This window comes from Nocardioides sp. AE5 (assembly GCF_031844485.1).
Taxonomy (GTDB): domain Bacteria; phylum Actinomycetota; class Actinomycetes; order Propionibacteriales; family Nocardioidaceae; genus Nocardioides.
The window spans coordinates 229,525-248,985 of sequence record NZ_JAUZVI010000001.1 but is presented as its reverse complement, the minus strand read 5'-3'; the positions used below and the strand labels follow the sequence as shown (position 1 = coordinate 248,985).

Sequence of the window (19,461 nt, the reverse complement as noted above, 5' to 3'; positions counted from 1 at the left end):
CCGGGCCGCCCACGTGACAACCGCTCACCCGCGAGAAACCGCCGCGACACGCCGTGTCCTCGGCGTGTCGCGCGGATCTTCTCCTGTGGTCGGGTTGCTCAGGACGTCCAGCCGAGGTCCTGAGCTGCCCCCGCAGCGAGGTAGAGGCCGACGAGGAAGAGCACCCAGGCGATCGCCTCTCCGGAGTTGCGGCTCAGCCAGGCCTCGATCCGGGCGAGCAGTGGCTCAATCCGCTGGTGCAGGCCGAGCCGGAGACCGAGCAGGATCGAGGCCGGCAGCACCATCACCAGGCAGTAGCCGACCAGCACCAATGTGGTCGTCCCCAGTGCAAGGTCGGCAGAGACGATCAGCCCGATCGCAGCCAGGTAGGGCAGCATCGAGGCGGCCTCTACTGCGGCCGCGGCGACGGCCAGCCCGACCACCGCGCCGAGTGGGGCGTCGGCGTCCATGGCGCGCTGCCGCATCCGGGTGGCGCGGCCGGGGCCGTGCTCTGCTTCTCGAGCGGCGCGACGGGCTCGCTTCTTCTCCTTGCCTGCCTTGGTCCACGGTTCGATGGTCAGCCCCAGCACGACCAGCGCGGCGCCGAGGACCAGTTGTACGACGAGCACCGGCGTGGATCGCGCGGCTGCAGCGAACTCATCGAGCAGGACCTGGGCGCCGAGGGCCAGGACCAGCCCGAGCAGCAGGTAGAACGCCGCCACCGTGCCGAGGAAGACCAGGACGCGCCTGGCCCGGATCCGGCCCGGGGTGAGGAGCAGCCAGATCGGGATGAGTAGGGTGCCGAAGCTGGTGCTGTCCACGAGGGCGAGCACGAGGAGGGCGCCGATGATCTCCAGGGTCACGGGTCCACGCTAGGCGTCGGAGGATGTCGTGGACACCGACTCGGGTCCTTGGTTACCCCGACCAAGGTCGGGGTGGTGCCACGCGTGCGCTCTGCCGCGACCGGCTCCGGGTGGCGTTTGGGCGTGTCTGCGACCCCGGGAGGGTTGGTCTCCCGGGGGTTGGGGCGGGGCAGTCAGGGGTCGGTGAGGCTGGTGGTGCCCGAGTGGGTGACGAGCCATGTGTGGGTGTGGTTGGTCCAGGTGTAGGTGCCGTCGCGGTTGCGGACGTAGCGCCACGATCCGTGGGTCTTCGCCAGATGATGTCGCCGACACAGTGGTGCGAGGTTGTCGGGTCTGGTTTGGCCGGGTGGGCCGTGTTCGTCGAAGGGGGTGATGTGGTCGAGGTCGCAGTGTCGGGCATCCACGGTGCACCAGGGGAAGACACAGTGCCTGTCGCGGAGGATGACCTGTTCGCGCATGGTTTCGGGTGGGTCGTGGTGGTCGACCGACCAGTCACGGTTGGTGTTGATGACGGGAGTGATCCTCGCGTCGGTGCCGAGGTCGCGTAGCCAGGCCTTGAGGGTGTCGAGGTGGACGGTGCCGAAGAGGTTGGTCGCTGCTACGTGACCATCCGCGGCGGCGGTCTCGTCGCCTGCCCCGTCGTGCGTGGCGCCTGTCGCGGGTCGGGTTGCGCCGGTCAACGTGGCGAGGTCCGCCAGCGACAGGTGCACGAACAGTCGGGTCTTCAGGTACGAGCGGCGGCGGGTGACGGGCTTGCCGGTGACCGGGTGCACCAAACCACCGGCCGCGCGGTCCGCGTCATGGCCACCAGCGGTGTTGCCGCTGCTGGCATCGCCCGCGCCGCCACCAGCGTCAGCGCTGCCGCCACCGTTCGCGCCGCTGCCTCCGGTGCCGCTGCCACCGTTGTCGAGGAGCCCGAGCAGGTCCGCGGTGGCTTGCCGGTCCGCGAGCACGCCGAGTGCTTTCGCTTTCCGTTGGCCGAGGGTGTCGGTGTCGCCGAGGCGGCCCATCGTGGCGGCCTCATCAGCGAGGAGGGAGTGGAACTTCTCCAGATCCACACTGTCGCCGATCGCGTCCAGACGACTGGTCCCGTCCACACCAGCAGTGTGGTCGAGGGTGACGTCCCAGTCCTCCCGGCCCGGGAAGCCGTTGTTCTTGACCAGGTCGGGGTGGAACATCGCGATGGCGGCCTTGATGGTCTTCTCGATCCTCGGCAAACCCCACGTGCCCCTCCGTGCGAGTTCGTTGTCGACCCAGGTGGCGGCCGCCAGCGAGAGGCGATTCGTGTCCTCAGCCACCCGGCAGCCTTTCCAACCGGGAATACGGAGTTCCTCCACCGCGGCCCAGGTGCGCGGCAGGCGGTGGTGCAGGTCCAGTGCCGCAGCCAGGGTTCGTTTCGCCGACCACGTGGAGACACCGGCGGCGGTGGCCCACAACTCGATGGTGAACGCCGCCACCTCTGGTGTCCCTTCGCCGCCCAACGTGTCGGTGTAACCGGACAGGTCCGGGATCCCATCCCCCCACGACGCCGCATCGTCCTCCACCGCCGGATGCGTGACACAGAGCTGATAGGCGAGCCGCAGCCGGCGGCGTTCGGCCCGCCACTCCTGGCCGGTGTTGTCCGAGATCAGATCCAGCAGCACGTCACCATCGAGGTCATCCACCTCGAACGGAGCCAGAGCTGCATCGGTATCGATCATGCGAACACTCCATCAGAGGGGCCCGACACAACCCCCTCGCAACCAGCCCCGCCATCCCGACATGCCGACACGCGACGAAAATGGTCCGAGGCGCCCGGGGGCCGACGCCGGCCAACCGGCCGCGCAAGGCAGACACAGGAACTTTAGTCGGCCACCGCACCCTGCACCGCCGCCAGCAAGTCAGCGGCCCGCGCGTCGTCCGCACGCACGAAGGCTGCCGGCGTACCGAGCGGAGCACCCACCGTGGTCACCCGGTCCCCGGCGTACTCCTGGCCGGTGAACAGGTGCACCCACGTGCCGGGCGGGAAGGTCACCTCGACGGTGTCGGCGCCCGGAGCCAGCACCGGCGCAACCAGGATGTGGTGACCCAGGAAGAACTGCGTGTCCACGTCCGCGGCCAGGGTGCCGGGGTAAGCCAGCCAGCCGTGCCGGATCGCCGGCAGCCCCAGTTCTGCGGCATCAGCAAGCAGGGAGGCCCGGTACGGCGCCAGCGCAGCGAAGACCCGCGTCATCCGCGCAAACGCCCGCTCGCTCTCGACCGAGTCATAGACCTGCGCGTTCTCCGCGGGCCGGTTCCCCTCGTGGGTGCGCATCACCACCCCGAACGCGGCGTACTCGGCCCACCGCTGCAGCAGGTCGTCGGGGCGCACGTAGTTGCGCACCAACGCGTTGATGGAGGTGTAGCCGCCGATGTCGGAATGGACCAACGGCCACCCGGAAACGCCCGCGGAGAAGGTGCCCAGCAGCGCCGAGGCAAGCCCGTCCTCGGCGCCGAAGTCGACCAACTGGTCACCGTTCCAGAAGAGCGCCGCCTCCTGCGCCTGCCCCAGCGCACCGGAGCGGAACCAGGTCACGCAGTCCGGCTTCTGCGCCAGTTCGCAGGCTTCCCGGACGGTCTGCGACCACAGCAGCGGCCACTGGTTGTGGGCCAGCGCGGGATCGCCGTCGGCAAGGACGCCGTCCATCGGCAGCCCCTCGCCGAAGTCAGCCATGAACCCGTCCACCCCGGCACCCAGCACCTCGTCAGCGATCACCTGCGCGAACCATCCCCGCGCATCCGGATCTGTCAGGTCCACCAGCGCGGCGTCGAAGCCGCCCTGGTCCAGCAGGTACGGCGACCCGTCGGCCGTGGTGACCAGGAAGCCGGCGTCGCGCGCCTCGGCGTACAAGGTGCGGATCGCCGAGTCACCCTTCGGGGCGGCGTCGACCAGGAAGGGGTTCACATAGGTCGTTGTCCGGATGCCGTCGGCGGCCAGGTCGGCGACCAGCCCGTCCCAGTCCGGATAGCGCGCGGTGTCCAGTTGCCAGGTCCACCACAGCCGCTCCCCGAATGAGGTGGTCCGCTGCCCGGTCCAGTCCTGCAGCCAGACCGCGGAGATCTCGGCCCCGGCGGCGCGCAACTCGGCGACCTCACGGCGTACCTTCTCGGTGCCGCCCTGGAGGCCGATGATGGCGCCGGTCTGGGTCCAGTCGGCGAGCGCCGGCCCGGCCTCGCCCTGGTGGCGGGCGATCGCCCCGGTCGCGTTGACCGAACCGATCACCTCCGCGCGCAACCGCGGCGCCCACACCTGCAGTCCGACCTGTCCCGGGTCGCGCATGTCGGCGACGGCGAAGGCGTGCGACTCCTCGAGCGTCGGGTCGAGGCGGAAGCTCCGGTTGTCGCGGGTCACGTACGCCGACCACGCGGCGTATGTCATCTCCTCGGTGCCGCCGGCGCCATGGTTGGTGGTGTCGGCCAGGAAGGTGAGCGGCTCGGTGCCGCGCCCGACGCCCTGCTCGCGGACCACGATCGGCAGCAACCGGCCGTCGAGGTCGAAGTCGGTGAACTGCTCGCCGAACCCGTGTACGCCGGCATGGTCGGTGCGTCCGCTGACCAGGCTGACCGCGTCCACCCCGTCCGCGGCGAGGTCCATCACGACGCCGAAGCGGGGCTGGCGCTCGATCGTCAACGTGTACGCCGCCGGGTCACCGTCGCCGCTCAACTGTCCGCTGATCACCACCTCGTCGTCGGTGGCGCTGACCTGTTCGATGCTCTGCGCATCCAGCCGGTCACGGATCTGCACGTCCGGCCAGAAGTAGCCGCGGTGCTCCTGCCATGCGACGTGCCCGCGCGCGCCGGTGACGAACGCCGCACCGGGATCGGCGGCCCACATGGTGATGTCACCGCGTTCGGTGATCACCAGCCCGCCCTCGGCGGTGATCCGCACCGTGGCCGAGTCGAGCGACCAGGTCCCGACGGCTCCGTCGGCAACGTTCAGCGCGCCCGGTCGTACGACGTCGATCCCGTCGTCGGGGAGCGTCGTACGGAAGAGGACCAGGGCAAGCGCACTGGCCGAGACCAGCACGGTCAGCACCACCACGACGCGACGTACCCAGCGGCGCAACCGGCCACTGCGGGCGGGCAGCGCTGCGCTGGAGGTCTCGTGGCTGGGGTTCTCGTCGTCCACGGGGACACTCAAGCACGGTTCCTTCCGCCTCGCCCGGCAAACATCCCGCCGCCCAACCCGCGCACATGCACCGTTGCGGCCCCGGATTCCGCGATCCAGGGGCCGCAACGGTGCATATGCGCCCCATGCGCGGGCGAATCCACCCCAGGGTGGACGTCAGCGCCCCGCGTGTTGCCTAGGCTCACCCCATGCGACAGCCATGGCGACTCGGGGAGCGCGGCGAGCGCTGGCTCGACCGGTTGCTCGTCGGCTTCCTGGCCTTCCCGGTCGTGGCGGGCGTCCCGCTCGGGGGATTCGAGGTGGAACTGGCGCTGCTGATGCTGGCGCAGATCCTGCCGCTGTGGTGGCGGCGTACCCACCCGGTAGCGGTCGCGGTGGCAGTCGCGCTGGCCCACCTGGCCCAGTTGCCGCTGACCGACCTGCCGCTGTGGGGCCAGGTGGCCGCGCCGATCGCGATCTATTCGACCGCCCGCTTCTCCACCGCCCGCTGGGGCATCGCGGCGCTGGCGGCCGGCATCGTCGGCGCCGTGCTCGGCCCGGTGGACTGGTTGAGCCCCTACTCGGTCTCCGGCTCCGGGATGACCTCTTATTTCCTCACCATCGCCGCAATCGTCTGTGCGAGTTGGGCGCTGGGCACCATGGGCCGCACCCGGGCGGCGTACGTCGGCTCACTGATCGAGCGCGGAGAGCGCCTGGAGCGCGAGGCCGAACAGCAGGCACTGCTGGCCGCACAGGACGAACGGGCCCGGATCGCCCGCGAGATGCACGACGTGGTCGCCCACGGCCTGTCGGTGATCGTGGTCCAGGCCGACGGCGCACGGTACGCCGCAGCGAAGGACCCTGCCGTCGCGACGGACGCGCTCGCCACCATCGCGGAGACGGGGCGGGACGCGCTGACCGAGATGCGGCGGATGCTCGGCCTGCTCCGCTCCGAGGAGTCCGGGACCGCGCCGCAACCGGGCCTGGCCGACTTGGCCCACCTGGTCGCCGAGGCGCGCGCCGGCGCGATGGAACTCGACGCCGAACTCCCCTACCCACTGCCGCCGGCCTCCGACGGCGTCGGGTTGACGGCGTACCGGATCGTCCAGGAGGCGCTGACCAACATCCGCAAGCACGCCGGTCCCGGTGCGCGTGCCACGCTCCGGGTCGTCGACGAGGGCACCGCCCTGCGCATCGAGGTCGACGACGATGGCCGCGGCGCCGCCAGCACCAGTGACGGCAACGGGCTCGGACTGGTCGGGATGCGGGAACGGATCGCGGTCCACGGCGGCACCCTGGATGCCGGGCCGCGACCGGGCGGCGGCTTCTCCGTCTCCGCACGGCTGCCCCGATGAGGCAGACTGCCCCCATGAGGATCGTGGTCACCGGAGGCTCCGGAGCCCTGGGCAGCCTGGTCGTCGACGAGGCACGGACCCGCGGGCACGACGTCACGGCCATCAGCCGGCGCACTGGCGTGGACCTCGCCACCGGCGACGGCCTCACCGAGGCGGTGCGGGGAGCGGACGCGGTGGTGCACTGCGCCAGCAACCCCCGCAAGCCCGGTCCGGTCGACGTGGACGGGACGCGGCGACTGGTCGAGGCGCTCGGGCCGCAGACCCATCTGGTGCACGTCTCGATCGTCGGCTGCGATGCGAGTCCCTTCGGCTATTACGTCGCGAAGACGAAGGCCGAGGAGATCCTGGCCAACGCCGGGGTGGCGACCACCGTCGTACGCGCCACCCAGTTCCACGCGTTCGCCGCGATGATTGCCGGCGCACTGACCAAGGGACCGGTGGCGCTGACCCTGCGTGGCCTCGCCTTCCAGAGCGTGGAGACCGCCTGGGTGGCCCGACGCCTGGTCGACCACGCCGAGGCGCCGCGACCCGATGGGTTCGTCCGGGCCACGGACCTGGCCGGCCCCGAGGTGCTCACCGGCGCCGATATCGCCGTACGGCTGCGCCGCCATGCCGGGCGCAAGGCCCCGCACGTGCTCGGCCTGCCGGCCGTCGGCGGTGCGATGCGGTCGTTCGCCCAGCGGACCAACCTGCCGGGCGGCGACGTCGAGACCGGCGGCTGCACCTTCGACGAGTGGCTGGCCACGACGTGAGCCCGATCAGGGTGTTCCTGGTCGATGACCAGGAGATGGTCCGGGCCGGGTTCCGGATGCTGGTCGAGTCTCAGGACGACATGAGCGTGGTCGGCGAGGCCGGTGACGGTGGCGCGGCGCTGGCGGCGCTCTCGGTGACGGCCGCCGACGTCGTGTTGATGGACGTGCGGATGCCGCGGATGGATGGGGTCGAAGCGACGCGGCGCCTGGTCGAGCGGGCTGAGGAGCGGACTGGTGAGGGACCGCGGGTGATCGTGCTGACCACCTTCGACCTCGACGAATACGCCTTCGCCGCGATCCGTGCCGGTGCCGCCGCGTTCCTGCTCAAGGACGCCCGGCCCGATGACCTGCTCCACGCGATCCGCACCGTGCATGCCGGTGACTCGGTGGTCGCGCCGAGCACCACCCGCCGCCTGCTCGACCACTTCGCCAGTTCCCTTCCCGGTCCCGAGGTGACCGTTCCCGACAACGATCGGCTCGCTGGCCTGACCGAACGGGAACGCGAGGTGCTCACCCTGGTGGGGCAGGGCATGTCGAACACCGAGATCGCTGCGGAACTCGTCGTTGCCGAGGCGACGGTGAAGACCCACATCGGCCGCCTGCTCGCCAAGACCGCTTCCCGTGACCGGGTGCAGCTGGTCGTGCTGGCCTACGAGACCGGGCTCGTCGGGCGCTGACCCCACGGCGTACGTCGGCACTTGTGCGGTGCTGTTGTCAGAAAAGGGGCGCACAGCCCTACTCCAGCGACCGTAACCCCGCGTTGCAGCTGGGAGGGCGCGGGGCGGGGCGGGCGTCATCCCCCGGTCGTACGCCGCAGCGCCACCTCCACCGCAGGACGGAGTGCAGGTTCCACCGGCGGCCGGACGCATCCGGAGCCCGCGGGCAGAAGCATGGTGGGCATGATCGAGAAGCCATCTGCCCCCACCGTCCAGTACGCCGCCACCGCCCGCGACCTGACCAAGGCCTTCGGTCGTGGCGACAACCAGGTGCACGCCCTGCGCGGTGTCAACCTGCACCTGCCGGCCGGCCGGTTCACCGCCATCATGGGTCCTTCGGGCTCCGGCAAATCGACCTTGATGCACTGTCTGGCCGGCCTGGACCAGGCCACCTCCGGCGAGGTCACCGTGGACGGCGTCCGGCTGGTCGACATGGACGACACGGCACTGACCAGGTTCCGCCGCGAGCGGATCGGGTTCGTCTTCCAGTCGTTCAACCTGCTGCCGATGCTGACCGCGGCGCAGAACATCCGGCTCCCGCTCGAACTCGCCGGACGACGCGTCGGCCGGGCCGAGCAGGAACGCTTCGACGAAGTCACCTCCGTCCTCGGCATCACCGATCGGCTCGACCACCTGCCCAGCGAACTCTCCGGCGGACAACAGCAACGGGTCGCCATCGCCCGCGCCCTGGTCACCCGCCCGGCGATCGTCTTCGCCGACGAGCCGACCGGCAACCTGGACAGCACCGCCTCGACCGAGGTGCTCGACTTCCTGCGCACCTCCGTGCGCGAACTGGGCCAGACCGTGGTGATGGTGACCCACGAACTCGACGCCGCTGCCTATGCCGATGACGTCGTGGTGATCGCCGACGGCCGGGTGCGCAACCACCTCGTCGACCCCGGCCGCGAGGCCCTGGTCGCCGAACTCGCCGGACGGGCCGCCTGATGCGCACCGTGCTGGTCGCCTCGCTGCGCCGCAACACCCGGCGGTACGTCGCGGCCGTGGTCGCCGTCGTCATCGGCGTCGCCTTCATCGTGACCACCAACGCGCTGGCCTCCGCTGCCCGCAACGGGATGGTCTCCGGCCTCGACGCACCGTTCCGCAACGCGGACGTGGTGGTCTCCGACATCGACGGCCAGACTGCCCGTGACCTGCTGCAGCGCGCCGAGCGGGAGGGCGCCCGGGCGGCGATCCTCGGTTGGGCCTGGCTCCCCGTCACGGAGGACGGCGACGAGATCGCCTCCGATGCCGACGTGGGCGCCATCGCCGACGACGAGTCGATGCGCTGGCAGGTGCTGACCAGTGGCCGCTTCCCGACCTCGGACACCGAGGCCGTGGTCGACACCAACGCGGCCAAGTCCAACGGGATCGTCATCGGTGACGAGATCGTCCTCGGCACCGGGCGCACCGCGCTGACGGTGCACGTGGTCGGGATGGTGGACAGCCCGTCCTCGATGGTGTGGACCAGTGCCTATGTCACCGAACAAGCACTGGACCGGTGGCTCGACCAGGCCTACGTCAACTCGGTCGCGTGGGCTGGTTCCGGCTCGACTTCCCACCAGATCGCGGCCCTGGAGTCGGCCTACCCCGAGGCGACCGTGCAGAGCAGCGACGACTTCGTCAATGACCAGCACCAGGCGGCCACCCAGGGCGTCAACGTGCTCGCGATGGTGCTGCTGCTCTTCGCCTCGGTCGCCCTGCTCACCTCGGCGATGGTCATTGCCAACACCTTCTCCATCCTGTTCGCCCAGCGCCTCCGTGACTTCGCCCTGTTGCGCTGCGTCGGCGCCACCCGGCGCCAGGTGCTCGGTTCGATCCGGCTCGAGGCCCTGGTCGTCGGCGTGGTCGCCGCAACGCTCGGTCTGGCGGTCGGCGCCGGGATCGGGTTCGGCCTGGTCGAGATCGTGCAACGCCTGGCGCCAGGCGCCCGGATGGGTGACGCCGCCCTCTCGCCCCTCTGGTGCGGCGCCGCCTTCGCCACCGGCGTACTGATCACGCTGGGCGCGGGCTGGCTCCCCACCCGGCGAGCCGTGCGGGTCAGCCCGTTGGCGGCGTTGCGGCCCGACACCGGGATCGACGCGCGCACCACTGCCGGCAGGACCCAGGTCGCCCTCGGCGTACTCCTGCTCGCCGCCGGCATCGCCGCCCTCGCCCTGGCCGTCGCCGGGCAACTGGTGCCGGTGATGGTCCTCGGCGGGGTCACCACCTCGCTCGGCGTGGTGGTGCTCGGGCCGGTCATCGTGCCGGCACTGCTGCGCCTGGTCGGCGCCGCGGCTGCCCGGGTGGTGCCCGAGCAGGCCCGTCCCGCAGCACGGCTCGCAGCCCACAATGCGGTGCGCAACCCCCGGCGTACGGCGGCCACCACCGCCTCCCTGATGGTCGGGGTCACCCTGACCACGGCTGTCCTGACCGGCCTGGCCAGCGCGCGCAGCATCGTCGCTGACGAGATGGACAACGACCACCCGATCGACGTGGCGGTCACCGCCCCGGGTGAGGACGGGCTTGACCCCGGAACGCTCGAGGCGGCCGGGCGACTCGCGGACGTCAAGTCCGTGGCGGCGATCCCGGGCACGGTCGGCTCACTGGGGCCGGACCTGGGTGAGGTCCCGGTGCTCGCCCCGGACGCCGCGGCAGCAGGGGTGTTGCGGAGCAGTCCGGCGTTCGCCGCACCCAACCCGTCGGCGATCTTCCTCCCCTGGTCCGTCGTCGAAGGCCTGGGAGAGGTGCCGGACGAGGTCACCCTGACCGTCGCCGGGCGCAGCCGCACGTTGCGGGTGAACCTCGGCGACGACTGGGGCAATGCGGTGCTCGTGGCTCCCGAGACGCTCGCCGACCTCACCGATGCCCCCGCCGTCCAGGCGGTGTGGTTGCGCACCGACCTCGCGGCGGATGCGAGCGATGCGGACGGCGACATCAAGGCGATCGCCGGCAACGCGGAGGTGGCCAGCGCACTGGAGAAGCGGGAATACGTCGCGCTCCAGATCGACGTGCTCACCGGGGCCGTCGTCGGCCTGCTGGGGATCGCGGTGATCATCGCCCTGGTCGGCATCGCCAACACGCTCGGGCTCTCGGTGCTGGAGCGAGGGCGGGAGAACGCCCTGCTCCGGGCGATGGGGCTGACCCGGGGCCAGTTGCGCACCACCCTGGCCGCCGAGGCGATGCTGCTCTCGGTGGTGGCCACCCTGGTCGGCACCGTCGTGGGCGTCGCGTTCGCGTGGGTCGGCGTACGGACGATGCTGAGCCAGTTCACCGAAGGACTGGCGATGACCCTGCCCGTGGGGCAACTGGTCCTGGTGGTGTTGATCTCGGCCCTGGCCGGACTGGCAGCCTGCGTGCTCCCGGCCCGGCGTGCGGCCCGGGTGACCCCGGCGGCGGGCCTGGCCATGGACTGAGCGGCTTCGCCGCCGCCCCACCCCGCGCATATGCACCGTTCCGGCCCCGGATTCCGCGATTCAGGGGCCGGAACGGTGCATATGCGCCCCATGCGCGGGCGAACCGGCCAGTAGGATCCTCGGCGTGAGCACCACTGACTGGCCCGGGGTCGAGTTGCACGTGGTCACCGGCAAGGGTGGCACCGGCAAGTCGACGGTGGCGGCTGCCCTGGCCCTGAGCCTGGCCAGCCGCGGCAAGGACGTGCTGCTGTGCGAGGTGGAGGGTCGCCAGGGCATTGCCCAGATGTTCGACGTCGAGCCGCTGCCCTATGAGGAGCGCCGGATCGCGGCCGGGTTGCCCGACGAGAACGGCGTACGGGGCAACGTCCATGCACTCCACATCGACGCCGAGTCGGCACTGCTCGAGTACCTGGCGATGTATTACAAGCTCGGCCGGGCTGGCAAGGCGCTGGACCGCTTCGGCGTCATCGACTTCGCCACCACCATCGCGCCGGGCGTGCGCGACGTACTGCTGACCGGCAAGGTCTTCGAGGCCGCCAAGGACGGGCGCAAGAAGGGCACCTCCTCCAAGTCCGGGCGCCAGTACGACGCGATCGTGCTCGACGCCCCGCCGACCGGGCGGATCGCCCAGTTCCTCAACGTCAACGGCGAACTGGCCGGGCTCGCCAAGGCCGGGCCGATCAAGGCCCAGGCCGACACCGTGATGACCCTCTTCCGCTCGAAGCGGACCGTTATCCACCTGGTCACGGTGCTGGAGGAGATGCCGGTGCAGGAGACTGCCGACGGCATTGCCGAGCTCCGCGCCGTGGACCTGCCGGTGGGTGGTGTGGTGGTGAACCTGGTCCGCCCCCAGGACCTGAGCCCCGAACAGCTGGCTGCTGCCGGCGACGGCTCCCTGGACCGTGAAGCGCTGGTGGCCGACCTGTCGGCGGCGGGCCTGGACGTGGACGACGCCCTGGTCGACGGCCTGCTCGGCGAGGCGCGCCACCACGCCGAGCGGCGCGCCCTCGAGGACAGCCAGCGTGCGCTGGTGGCCAGAATGGGTGTCCCCGTCTATGAGCTCCCCCGCCTGCCGTCCGGCGTGGACCTGGGCGGGCTGTATGAACTGGCTGGATTGCTGCGCGAGCAGGGAATGGCATGAGCGCGAGGAATGGCGTGAGCAGATGAGCACGAGGACAACCCGCGTCGGCCCCCTGGCCACGACCCCGGCACCCGCACCGGCGCTGGACGTGGATGCGTTGCTGGACGACCCCGCCACCGAGATCATCGTCTGCTGCGGCTCGGGCGGGGTCGGCAAGACCACCACCTCCGCGGCACTGGCGCTGCGGGCGGCCGAGCGCGGCCGGAAGGTCGTCGTACTGACCATCGACCCGGCCCGCCGGCTGGCCCAGTCGATGGGGATCGAGGCGCTGGACAACACCCCGCGCCCGGTGACGGGCATCGCCGCCGGGACCGGTTCGCTGGACGCGATGATGCTCGACATGAAGCGCACCTTCGACGAGGTGGTCGAGTCCCAGGCCAGCCCGGAGAAGGCGAAGGCAATCCTGGAGAACCCCTTCTACGTCGCGCTGTCGAGTTCGTTCGCCGGCACCCAGGAATACATGGCGATGGAGAAGCTCGGCCAGCTCCACCGTGACGCCCGCGCCGAGGGCACCTATGACCTGATCGTCGTGGACACCCCGCCGTCTCGCTCGGCGCTGGACTTCCTCGATGCCCCGGAGCGGCTGAGCAGCTTCCTGGACGGCAAGTTCATCCGCCTGCTGCTGGCACCCGCGCGTGGGCCGGCCAAGTTGATGGGCGTCGGTTTCTCGCTGATGACCAAGGCGGTCACCAAGATCATCGGCGCCACCGTGCTGCAGGACCTGCAGATGTTCGTCACCGCCTTCGACACCCTCTTCGGCGGCTTCCGGCAGCGTGCACAGCAGACCTTCGAACTGCTCCAGGCCGACGGTACGGCGTTCCTCGTCGTGGCCGCGCCGGAGCCGGACGCGCTGCGCGAGGCGGCGTACTTCGTGGAACGCCTCAGTGGCGAGCACATGCCGCTGGCGGGACTGGTCGTCAACCGTGCCTCGACCAAGCCGGCCAGCGACCTGGGCGCCGACGAGGCGATGGCCGCGGCCGAGCGGCTCCGGCGCCGCAACAGCGACGCAGGGATCACGCCCGGGCTGCTGCACCTGCACGCGGACCGGGTCCGGATCGTCGAGCGCGAGCAACTGCTCCGCGACCGGTTCACGGCCGCCCACCCGGGGGTGGCCACGGCCGTGGTGCCGGCGCTACCCAGCGACGTCCACGACCTCGACGGCCTGCGCCGGGTCGGCGACCTGCTCGCCGGGAAGAGCGCTCGCTGAGGGCTGGGCCAGCCCGATCAGGCGATGGCGGCGACGCCGTCCTTGTGCTCGGCCTTGGCCGACTCGAGCACGCTGCGCCACGAACCGCCCGGCTTGCGACGCAGCAGCGCCCGCCGCTCACGCTCGGTCATGCCGCCCCACACGCCCCACTCGATCTGGTTCTCGAGCGCCTCGGCGAGGCATTCGGTGCGCACCGCGCACGACATGCAGATCGACTTGGCCTTGTTCTGCTCGGCTCCGCGAACGAACAACTCATCGGCCTGGGCCTTGCTGCAGGCAGCGCCGGCCGTCCAATCCTGGTCAAACATTGATGTCCCCACATCCATCCGAGACGGGCGGCGCCGGGAAATGGCTCCGCCCTCTGGGTTGAACCCCCCACGGGCCAATCCCCACACGGACACCGTAGACACCACCAGCACCGTCGCAACAGGACCTTTCCGGTCTATCTGCATAGTCCGAAAGGACTAGTCCCTGGTTCAACTGGATGGGGAGCGGCGTACATGTTTCACGTACCCTGAGGGGCATGCCAGACAACTCTGGAGAGACTTCCCGCGCCGCCACGGTCCTCTCACACCTCGGATCGATGGTGGCCGTTGCGGCGATCCTCGGCATCGTCACCGCCGGTCTGGCGATCCCCTTCGCCGCCGTGGTGGGCCTGACCGCCAGCAGTGTCGCCGACTCGCTCAACGAGTTGCCCGACGAGCTGGAGACCGAGGCCCTGCCGCAGCGGACCACGATCCTGGCCTCGGACGGCACGCTGCTGGCGACCCTCTATGAGGAGAACCGGGTCAACGTCCCGCTCACGGAGGTCTCCAGGACGATGCGCCAGGCGATCCTGGCGATCGAGGACTACCGCTTCTATGAACACGGCGCCCTGGATGTGAAGGGGACCCTGCGTGCCTTCGTGACCAACCAGGCCTCCGGGGAGACCCGCCAGGGTGGCTCCTCGATCACCCAGCAGATGGTCAAGCTCACCCTGCTCAGCCAGGCCAAGACCGACGAGGAGCGGCGCGCGGCGCAGGAGGAGACCTTCGCCCGCAAGATCCGCGAGTTGAAGTACGCGATCGGCTTCGAGAAGAACTACTCCAAGGACTGGATCCTGGAGCGCTACCTGAACCTGGCCTACTTCGGCGACGGGGTGTACGGCGTACAGGCAGCCGCCGAGCACTACTTCAGCAAGGATGCCGCCGACCTCGACCTGCGTGAGTCGGCCACCCTGGCTGGCCTGGTGAAGAACCCGGTCGGTTATGACCCGACCACCTTCCCGGACCGGGCGCTGGCGCGACGCAACATCGTGCTCGACCGGATGGCGCAACTCCAGGTGGTCAGCGTCCAGGACGCCAACGAGGTCAAGGACCAGGCGCTGGGCCTGAAGATCACGCCGAACCGGAACGGCTGCCTCTTCTCCCCCGCGCCCTTCTTCTGCGACTACGTGATCAACTACCTCAAGGCTGACCCGGCGCTCGGCGAGACTCGCGACGAGCGGACCAAGCTGATCACCACGGGCGGCCTGACCATCCACACCACGATCGACCTGCGCTTCCAGGAGGCGGCGGACGAATCGGTCGCCAAGCGCGTGTACGCCGATGAGCAGGCGGTCGGCGCGCTGGCGCTGGTGGAGCCCCGCACCGGCGCGGTGAAGGCCCTGGCCCAGTCACGCCCGATGGGCACGGACAAGGAGAAGGGCGAGACCTTCATCAACTACACGGTGCCCAAGGAGGTCGGCGGCGCGCGTGGGTTCCAGGCCGGGTCCACCTTCAAGGTCTTCGTGCTGGCCGAGGCAATCAACCAGAAGATCCCGCTGAACACCCGGATCAACTCGCCCTCCCCGATGCGGTTCAACGAGCGCGACTTCGAGACCTGCGAGGGCGACCGCTATGGCTCGGGCACCTTCTCTGTGCCGAACTCGACCCGGTCAGGGGTCATGGACCTCTACACCGGGACGCGGCTCTCGGTGAACACCTTCTTCATCCAGCTCGAGCAGATGACCGGCATGTGCAAGCCGTTCCAGCTGGCCCAGGAACTCGGCGTCAACCTGACGAACCCGAACGGCGACGAGGGCGGCGCGGCCGAGCTCGTGCCCAACTTCACCCTGGGCGTCGCGGATGCGACCCCGCTGGAGATGGCCGAGGCGTATGCGACGTTCGCGGGGCGCGGACTCCACTGCGACTCGCGTCCGGTGACCACCATCGAAGACATCCGCGGCACCCTGGTCAAGGAGTACGAGCCGCAGTGCCAGCAGGTGCTTGCCGCCTCGGTCGCCGACGCCGTCAACGACGTACTCCGTGGCGTCAACGAGCCCGGCGGGTTCGGCCACTCCAACAACATCCAGCCGAGGCAGCCCTCAGCCGGCAAGACCGGGACCACCAACTCGGCGAACTCGGTGTGGTTCGTCGGCTACACCCCCAACCTGTCCGGGGCATCGATGATCGCCGGCGCGAACTCCAATGGCAGCCCGTCGTCCCTGATCGGCAAGAAGGTGGGCGGCCGGACGCTGTACAGCGCTTCCGGTTCCGGCACGGCCGGGCCGATGTGGGGCGACGCGTTCAAGGCGGTGGAGCAGTGGCTCGACGACGAGGACTTCGTCAAGCCCGACCCGACGGACATCACCGGCATCCCGAAGGCGGTCCCGAACGTCAACGGGCAGAGCGTGGACGCGGCCCGCAAGGCGCTGGAGGAGGCTGGCTTCAAGGTCCAGGTCGGCGGGCAGCGCGCCAGCGGTTATCGCCGTGGCGCGGTGGCGTTCACCAACCCCAGCGGTGGTGGCAATGCCCCCTCCGGCTCGGTGATCACGATCTACACCTCCACCGGGACGCCTCCGCCGCCGCCGCCCTCGGACGACGACGAGGATGACGATGATGCCGGCGACGACGATGACGCGTCGCCCTCACCACCCGGCGACGATGACGACAACCGGGACCGTGGCCGGGGCAACCGTGGTGGCGGCAACCGTGGCGGCGGAGGCAACGGTGGCGGTGGCGGTGGCGGCGGCCGCTGAGGCGTGACCTGCGACCGATGCCCCGTCGGCTACCTCAGCCGGCCAGTTGGCGGCGTACCTCGGCCGCGACGACGCCGCCGTCGGCCTTGCCCTTGACCTGGGGCTGGACCACGCCCATCACCTTGCCCATGGCGCGCATGCCCTCACCGGCCGCGCCGGTCTCCTCGACCGCACGGGTGACGATCTCGGTGATCTCCTCGGCGCTGAGCTGTGCCGGCAGGTAGTCCTCGATCACGCCCAGCTCGGCGCGTTCCTTGGCCGCCATCTCGTCGCGGCCGCCGTCGGCGAACGCGGTCGCGGCCTCGCGGCGCTTCTTCGCCTCGGTGGAGAGCACCCCGATCACGTCGTCGTCGCTCAGCTGGACCGGCGACTTCCCGGCCACCTCGGCGTTGGTGATGGCGGCCAGCAGCATCCGCAGGGTCGAGGAGCGGACCTCGTCGCGGGCCTTGATGGCGGTGGTGAGGTCGGCGCGGAGACGGTCCTTGAGAGCACTCATGGATCCCATTGTGGCAGCCTTGGGCCATGGTCCTCACCCGGTTTCTGGCCGCAGGCGTGCTCGCCGGTGCTGCGCTGACCGGGTACGCCGCCGCTGAGGCACGCGCCTACACGCTGCGCCGCGTCGACCTGCCGGTGCTTCCCGACGGCCATGCCCCGTTGCGGGTGCTCCACCTCAGCGACATCCACCTGACTCCGGACCAGCACAAGAAGCAGCGCTGGTTGCGCAGCCTGGCCGACCTGCGCCCGGACCTGGTGATCAACACCGGCGACAACCTCGCCCACCGTGATGCGGTGCCCGTGCTGCTGGACTCGCTGGGCGGGCTCCTGGACGTCCCGGGGGTCTTCGTGATGGGTTCGAACGACTACTTCGAGCCGTCGGCGCGCAACCCGTTCAAGTACCTGATGCCCGACGACGGCGTACGCCATGTCGGGACGCCGCAGTTGCCCTGGCGGACCTTGCGCGACGGCTTCACCGGGGCCGGCTGGCTCGACCTGACCAACCGTGGTGGTGGGCTGGCGCTGGGCGGCACTCGTTTCGCCTTTGTCGGCGTCGACGACCCCCACCTCGGGTACGACGACCTTCCTGCGGTGGCGGGCCCTGCGCCGCGGGATGCGGACGTGAGGATGGCGGTGGCCCACGCGCCGTACCTGCGGGTCCTGGACCAGTTCGCGGCCGATGGCTGGGAGACGATCGTGGCCGGCCACACCCACGGCGGCCAGGTCTGCCTGCCGTTCGTCGGTGCGCTGGCCACCAACTGCGACCTGGAGCCGGCCCGGGCGAAGGGCCTGCACCGCCACCCGGCTAGTTCTGCTCCCGGCGATCCTGCGTCGTCGTGGCTCCACGTCTCCGCGGGCCTGGGCACCAACCCGTATGTCCGGCTGCGCGTGGCGTGCCGCCCCGAGGCCACCTTGCTGCGCCTGCTCCCCCGTCGAGGCGGCACGAGTTGACGCTCCTGCGCGTCGAGTCGGCGTCAATTGACGCCGACTCGACGGCTGCTGGCAGGGCACCAGGGGCGATTTCGGGACGCTGGTAGGGCTCGGGTATGCTCACCCTGCTCGTGGGCCTCGTGCCCACGATCGGGCTGTGGCGCAGCTTGGTAGCGCGCTTCGTTCGGGACGAAGAGGCCGCAGGTTCAAATCCTGTCAGCCCGACAATGTGACTGCCGGATCCAGCAATGGGTCCGGCAGTCGGCATTTGCGCAGAGGTGCACGACCCGGTCGCTTTGCCGTCCCATCGGTGTGACATGGCAAACTCTCCCGCATGGCAGACAAGGATCTTGAGGACGGCCCCTCCCTGGAGATGCCCTCGCTGGGCAGCCTCTTCCAGCGCAAGACCAAGGAGAAGGGCAAGTCCAAGGGGAAGTCGAGCCGCTCCGAGAAGTCGAAGCGGCCCACTGCTGAGGACTTCGACGCAGTCGTCCGCGGCAAGAAGGCCGAACCCGCACCGGACGACGTACCGGCGAAGAGCGCCCCTGCCCCTGCCGCGAGCAACCCTGCGAAGGAGCCGGCACCGGCACCGCAGGAGAAGCCGAAGCCAGTCGCCGCGGAGAAGCCAGCGCCCGCTGCCCGGCAGGAAGCGCCGGCCGCCGAGGCGGAACCCACGGTGATCGTCCCGCCGGTCGACGAGCCGAGCCAGGTCCCCGACGCCGAGCCCCCCGTCGTGGTCGAGGATGCACCAGCCAAGCCGGTCGAGCCGGAGTCGGTCGCCGAGGACGAGGTTGCTGCCAAGCCTGCGCCAGCAGCCAAGGCACCGGCGGCCAAGGCACCGGCCCCCGTGGCACCAGCAACCACGCCTGAGGACGCCCCCGTCACGATCTTCGACGAGGAGACGGACGAAGACGTCGCCGACGACCAGGATGCAGAGGAAGTCGCGCCCAAGGAGCCGCGCCCCAAGCGCGAGTTCAAGCTCCCGGCGATGCCCCAGCTGCCGCCGCTGGCCGCCCGCACCGCGGCAGCCGTGACCGGCCTGATCATCGGGATCCTCGCCGTTGCACTGACCTTCGGGTCGCTGCGCGGGTGCGAGGCGGTCAAGGGGACCAGCAGTTGTGGCACCCCGGGCTTCTTCCTGCTGATCGCGATCATGATCACCTTGGTCGCGCTCGGTAGCGCCCTACTCGGGGCGTGGAAGGTGACCGACCCGACCAGCACGAGCTTCCTGGCCGTCGGCCTGCTGGCAGTGATCGCGCTGCTCTTCTTGATCCGGGTCCTGTTCAGCCCGTGGATGGCGGTGGTGATCCCGATCGTCGCCGTGATCACCTACGTGGCCTCGCAGTGGCTGACGACGCTCTTCGAGGACGAGGAAGTCGTCCCCGAGTAGCACCGCGCTCCCGACTCCGCGCAGCACCGCCGGTCACTTGTGCGGTGCTGTTGCCCCCACTTGTGCGGTGGTGTTGACGAATCGGCGCGTCGCAGCAGTACTCCAGCGACGATAACC

15 protein-coding genes and 1 tRNA gene are annotated in these 19,461 nt (G+C 70.3%); 11 read left to right on the top strand and 5 right to left on the bottom strand.

What is annotated here, in order from left to right; all coding sequences use genetic code 11:
* Positions 1 to 98: 98 nt before the first annotated feature.
* The 3 genes from Q9R27_RS01090 to Q9R27_RS01080 all read right to left on the bottom strand — a co-directional run bounded on the left by Q9R27_RS01090 (position 99) and on the right by Q9R27_RS01080 (position 5,001).
* The gene (locus tag Q9R27_RS01090; RefSeq protein ID WP_311250474.1) at positions 99 to 842 is read right to left on the bottom strand and encodes a GAP family protein; all 744 of its coding nucleotides are present in this window, start codon (positions 840 to 842) and stop codon (positions 99 to 101) included.
* 173 nt (positions 843 to 1,015) lie between these two features.
* Positions 1,016 to 2,542 (bottom strand): DUF222 domain-containing protein, encoded by a 1,527-nt coding sequence (locus Q9R27_RS01085; protein ID WP_311250473.1) that lies wholly within the window; start codon positions 2,540 to 2,542, stop codon positions 1,016 to 1,018.
* Between the two features lie 143 nt (positions 2,543 to 2,685).
* On the bottom strand, positions 2,686 to 5,001 hold the full coding sequence (locus tag Q9R27_RS01080) for an alpha-glucosidase (RefSeq protein WP_311250472.1): 2,316 nt from the start codon (positions 4,999 to 5,001) through the stop codon (positions 2,686 to 2,688).
* 176 nt (positions 5,002 to 5,177) lie between these two features.
* Here Q9R27_RS01080 and Q9R27_RS01075 point away from each other — a divergent pair, with 176 nt between their 5' ends.
* The 7 genes from Q9R27_RS01075 (at position 5,178) to Q9R27_RS01045 (ending at position 13,531) form a co-directional block, all read left to right on the top strand.
* Complete coding sequence (locus Q9R27_RS01075) at positions 5,178 to 6,323, top strand: sensor histidine kinase (protein ID WP_311250471.1); 1,146 nt, start codon at positions 5,178 to 5,180, stop codon at positions 6,321 to 6,323.
* Positions 6,324 to 6,337: 14 nt separating this feature from the next.
* Positions 6,338 to 7,075: an NAD(P)H-binding protein gene (locus Q9R27_RS01070; RefSeq protein WP_311250470.1), complete on the top strand. Its 738-nt coding sequence runs from the start codon at positions 6,338 to 6,340 to the stop codon at positions 7,073 to 7,075.
* Positions 7,072 to 7,752, top strand: coding sequence for a response regulator transcription factor (locus tag Q9R27_RS01065; RefSeq protein WP_311250469.1), 681 nt, complete (start codon positions 7,072 to 7,074; stop codon positions 7,750 to 7,752). The genes Q9R27_RS01070 and Q9R27_RS01065 overlap by 4 nt, the downstream gene beginning before the upstream one ends.
* A 222-nt stretch (positions 7,753 to 7,974) precedes the next feature.
* On the top strand, positions 7,975 to 8,736 hold the full coding sequence (locus Q9R27_RS01060; RefSeq protein WP_311250468.1) for an ABC transporter ATP-binding protein: 762 nt from the start codon (positions 7,975 to 7,977) through the stop codon (positions 8,734 to 8,736).
* A complete protein-coding gene (locus Q9R27_RS01055) occupies positions 8,736 to 11,183 on the top strand; it encodes an FtsX-like permease family protein (protein WP_311250467.1) in 2,448 nt (815 codons plus the stop codon). Before Q9R27_RS01060 ends, Q9R27_RS01055 begins: the two co-directional genes overlap by 1 nt.
* Positions 11,184 to 11,307: 124 nt before the next feature.
* On the top strand, positions 11,308 to 12,324 hold the full coding sequence (locus Q9R27_RS01050; protein WP_311250466.1) for an ArsA-related P-loop ATPase: 1,017 nt from the start codon (positions 11,308 to 11,310) through the stop codon (positions 12,322 to 12,324).
* 22 nt (positions 12,325 to 12,346) lie between these two features.
* Complete coding sequence (locus Q9R27_RS01045) at positions 12,347 to 13,531, top strand: ArsA-related P-loop ATPase (RefSeq protein ID WP_311250465.1); 1,185 nt, start codon at positions 12,347 to 12,349, stop codon at positions 13,529 to 13,531.
* A 17-nt stretch (positions 13,532 to 13,548) separates the two neighbouring features.
* Here Q9R27_RS01045 and Q9R27_RS01040 read toward each other — a convergent pair whose 3' ends face one another.
* On the bottom strand, positions 13,549 to 13,839 hold the full coding sequence (locus Q9R27_RS01040; RefSeq protein ID WP_311250464.1) for a WhiB family transcriptional regulator: 291 nt from the start codon (positions 13,837 to 13,839) through the stop codon (positions 13,549 to 13,551).
* Between the two features lie 215 nt (positions 13,840 to 14,054).
* On the opposite strand from Q9R27_RS01040, the gene Q9R27_RS01035 reads away from it, so the two are divergent.
* Entirely contained in the window at positions 14,055 to 16,529 is a 2,475-nt protein-coding gene (locus Q9R27_RS01035) for a penicillin-binding protein (RefSeq protein WP_311250463.1), read from the top strand.
* Positions 16,530 to 16,563: 34 nt separating this feature from the next.
* On the opposite strand, the gene Q9R27_RS01030 is transcribed toward Q9R27_RS01035, so the two are convergent.
* The gene (locus Q9R27_RS01030; RefSeq protein WP_311250462.1) at positions 16,564 to 17,025 is read right to left on the bottom strand and encodes a GatB/YqeY domain-containing protein; all 462 of its coding nucleotides are present in this window, start codon (positions 17,023 to 17,025) and stop codon (positions 16,564 to 16,566) included.
* 26 nt (positions 17,026 to 17,051) lie between these two features.
* On the opposite strand from Q9R27_RS01030, the gene Q9R27_RS01025 reads away from it, so the two are divergent.
* The 3 genes from Q9R27_RS01025 (at position 17,052) to Q9R27_RS01015 (ending at position 19,344) form a co-directional block, all read left to right on the top strand.
* Positions 17,052 to 17,975 carry a metallophosphoesterase gene (locus Q9R27_RS01025; protein ID WP_311250461.1) on the top strand — a complete coding sequence of 308 codons (924 nt, stop codon included), beginning with the start codon at positions 17,052 to 17,054 and terminating at the stop codon, positions 17,973 to 17,975.
* A gap of 130 nt (positions 17,976 to 18,105) precedes the next feature.
* Positions 18,106 to 18,179, top strand: a tRNA-Pro gene (locus Q9R27_RS01020).
* 109 nt (positions 18,180 to 18,288) lie between these two features.
* Positions 18,289 to 19,344: a hypothetical protein gene (locus tag Q9R27_RS01015; protein ID WP_311250460.1), complete on the top strand. Its 1,056-nt coding sequence runs from the start codon at positions 18,289 to 18,291 to the stop codon at positions 19,342 to 19,344.
* The last annotated feature ends 117 nt before the right edge of the window (positions 19,345 to 19,461 follow it).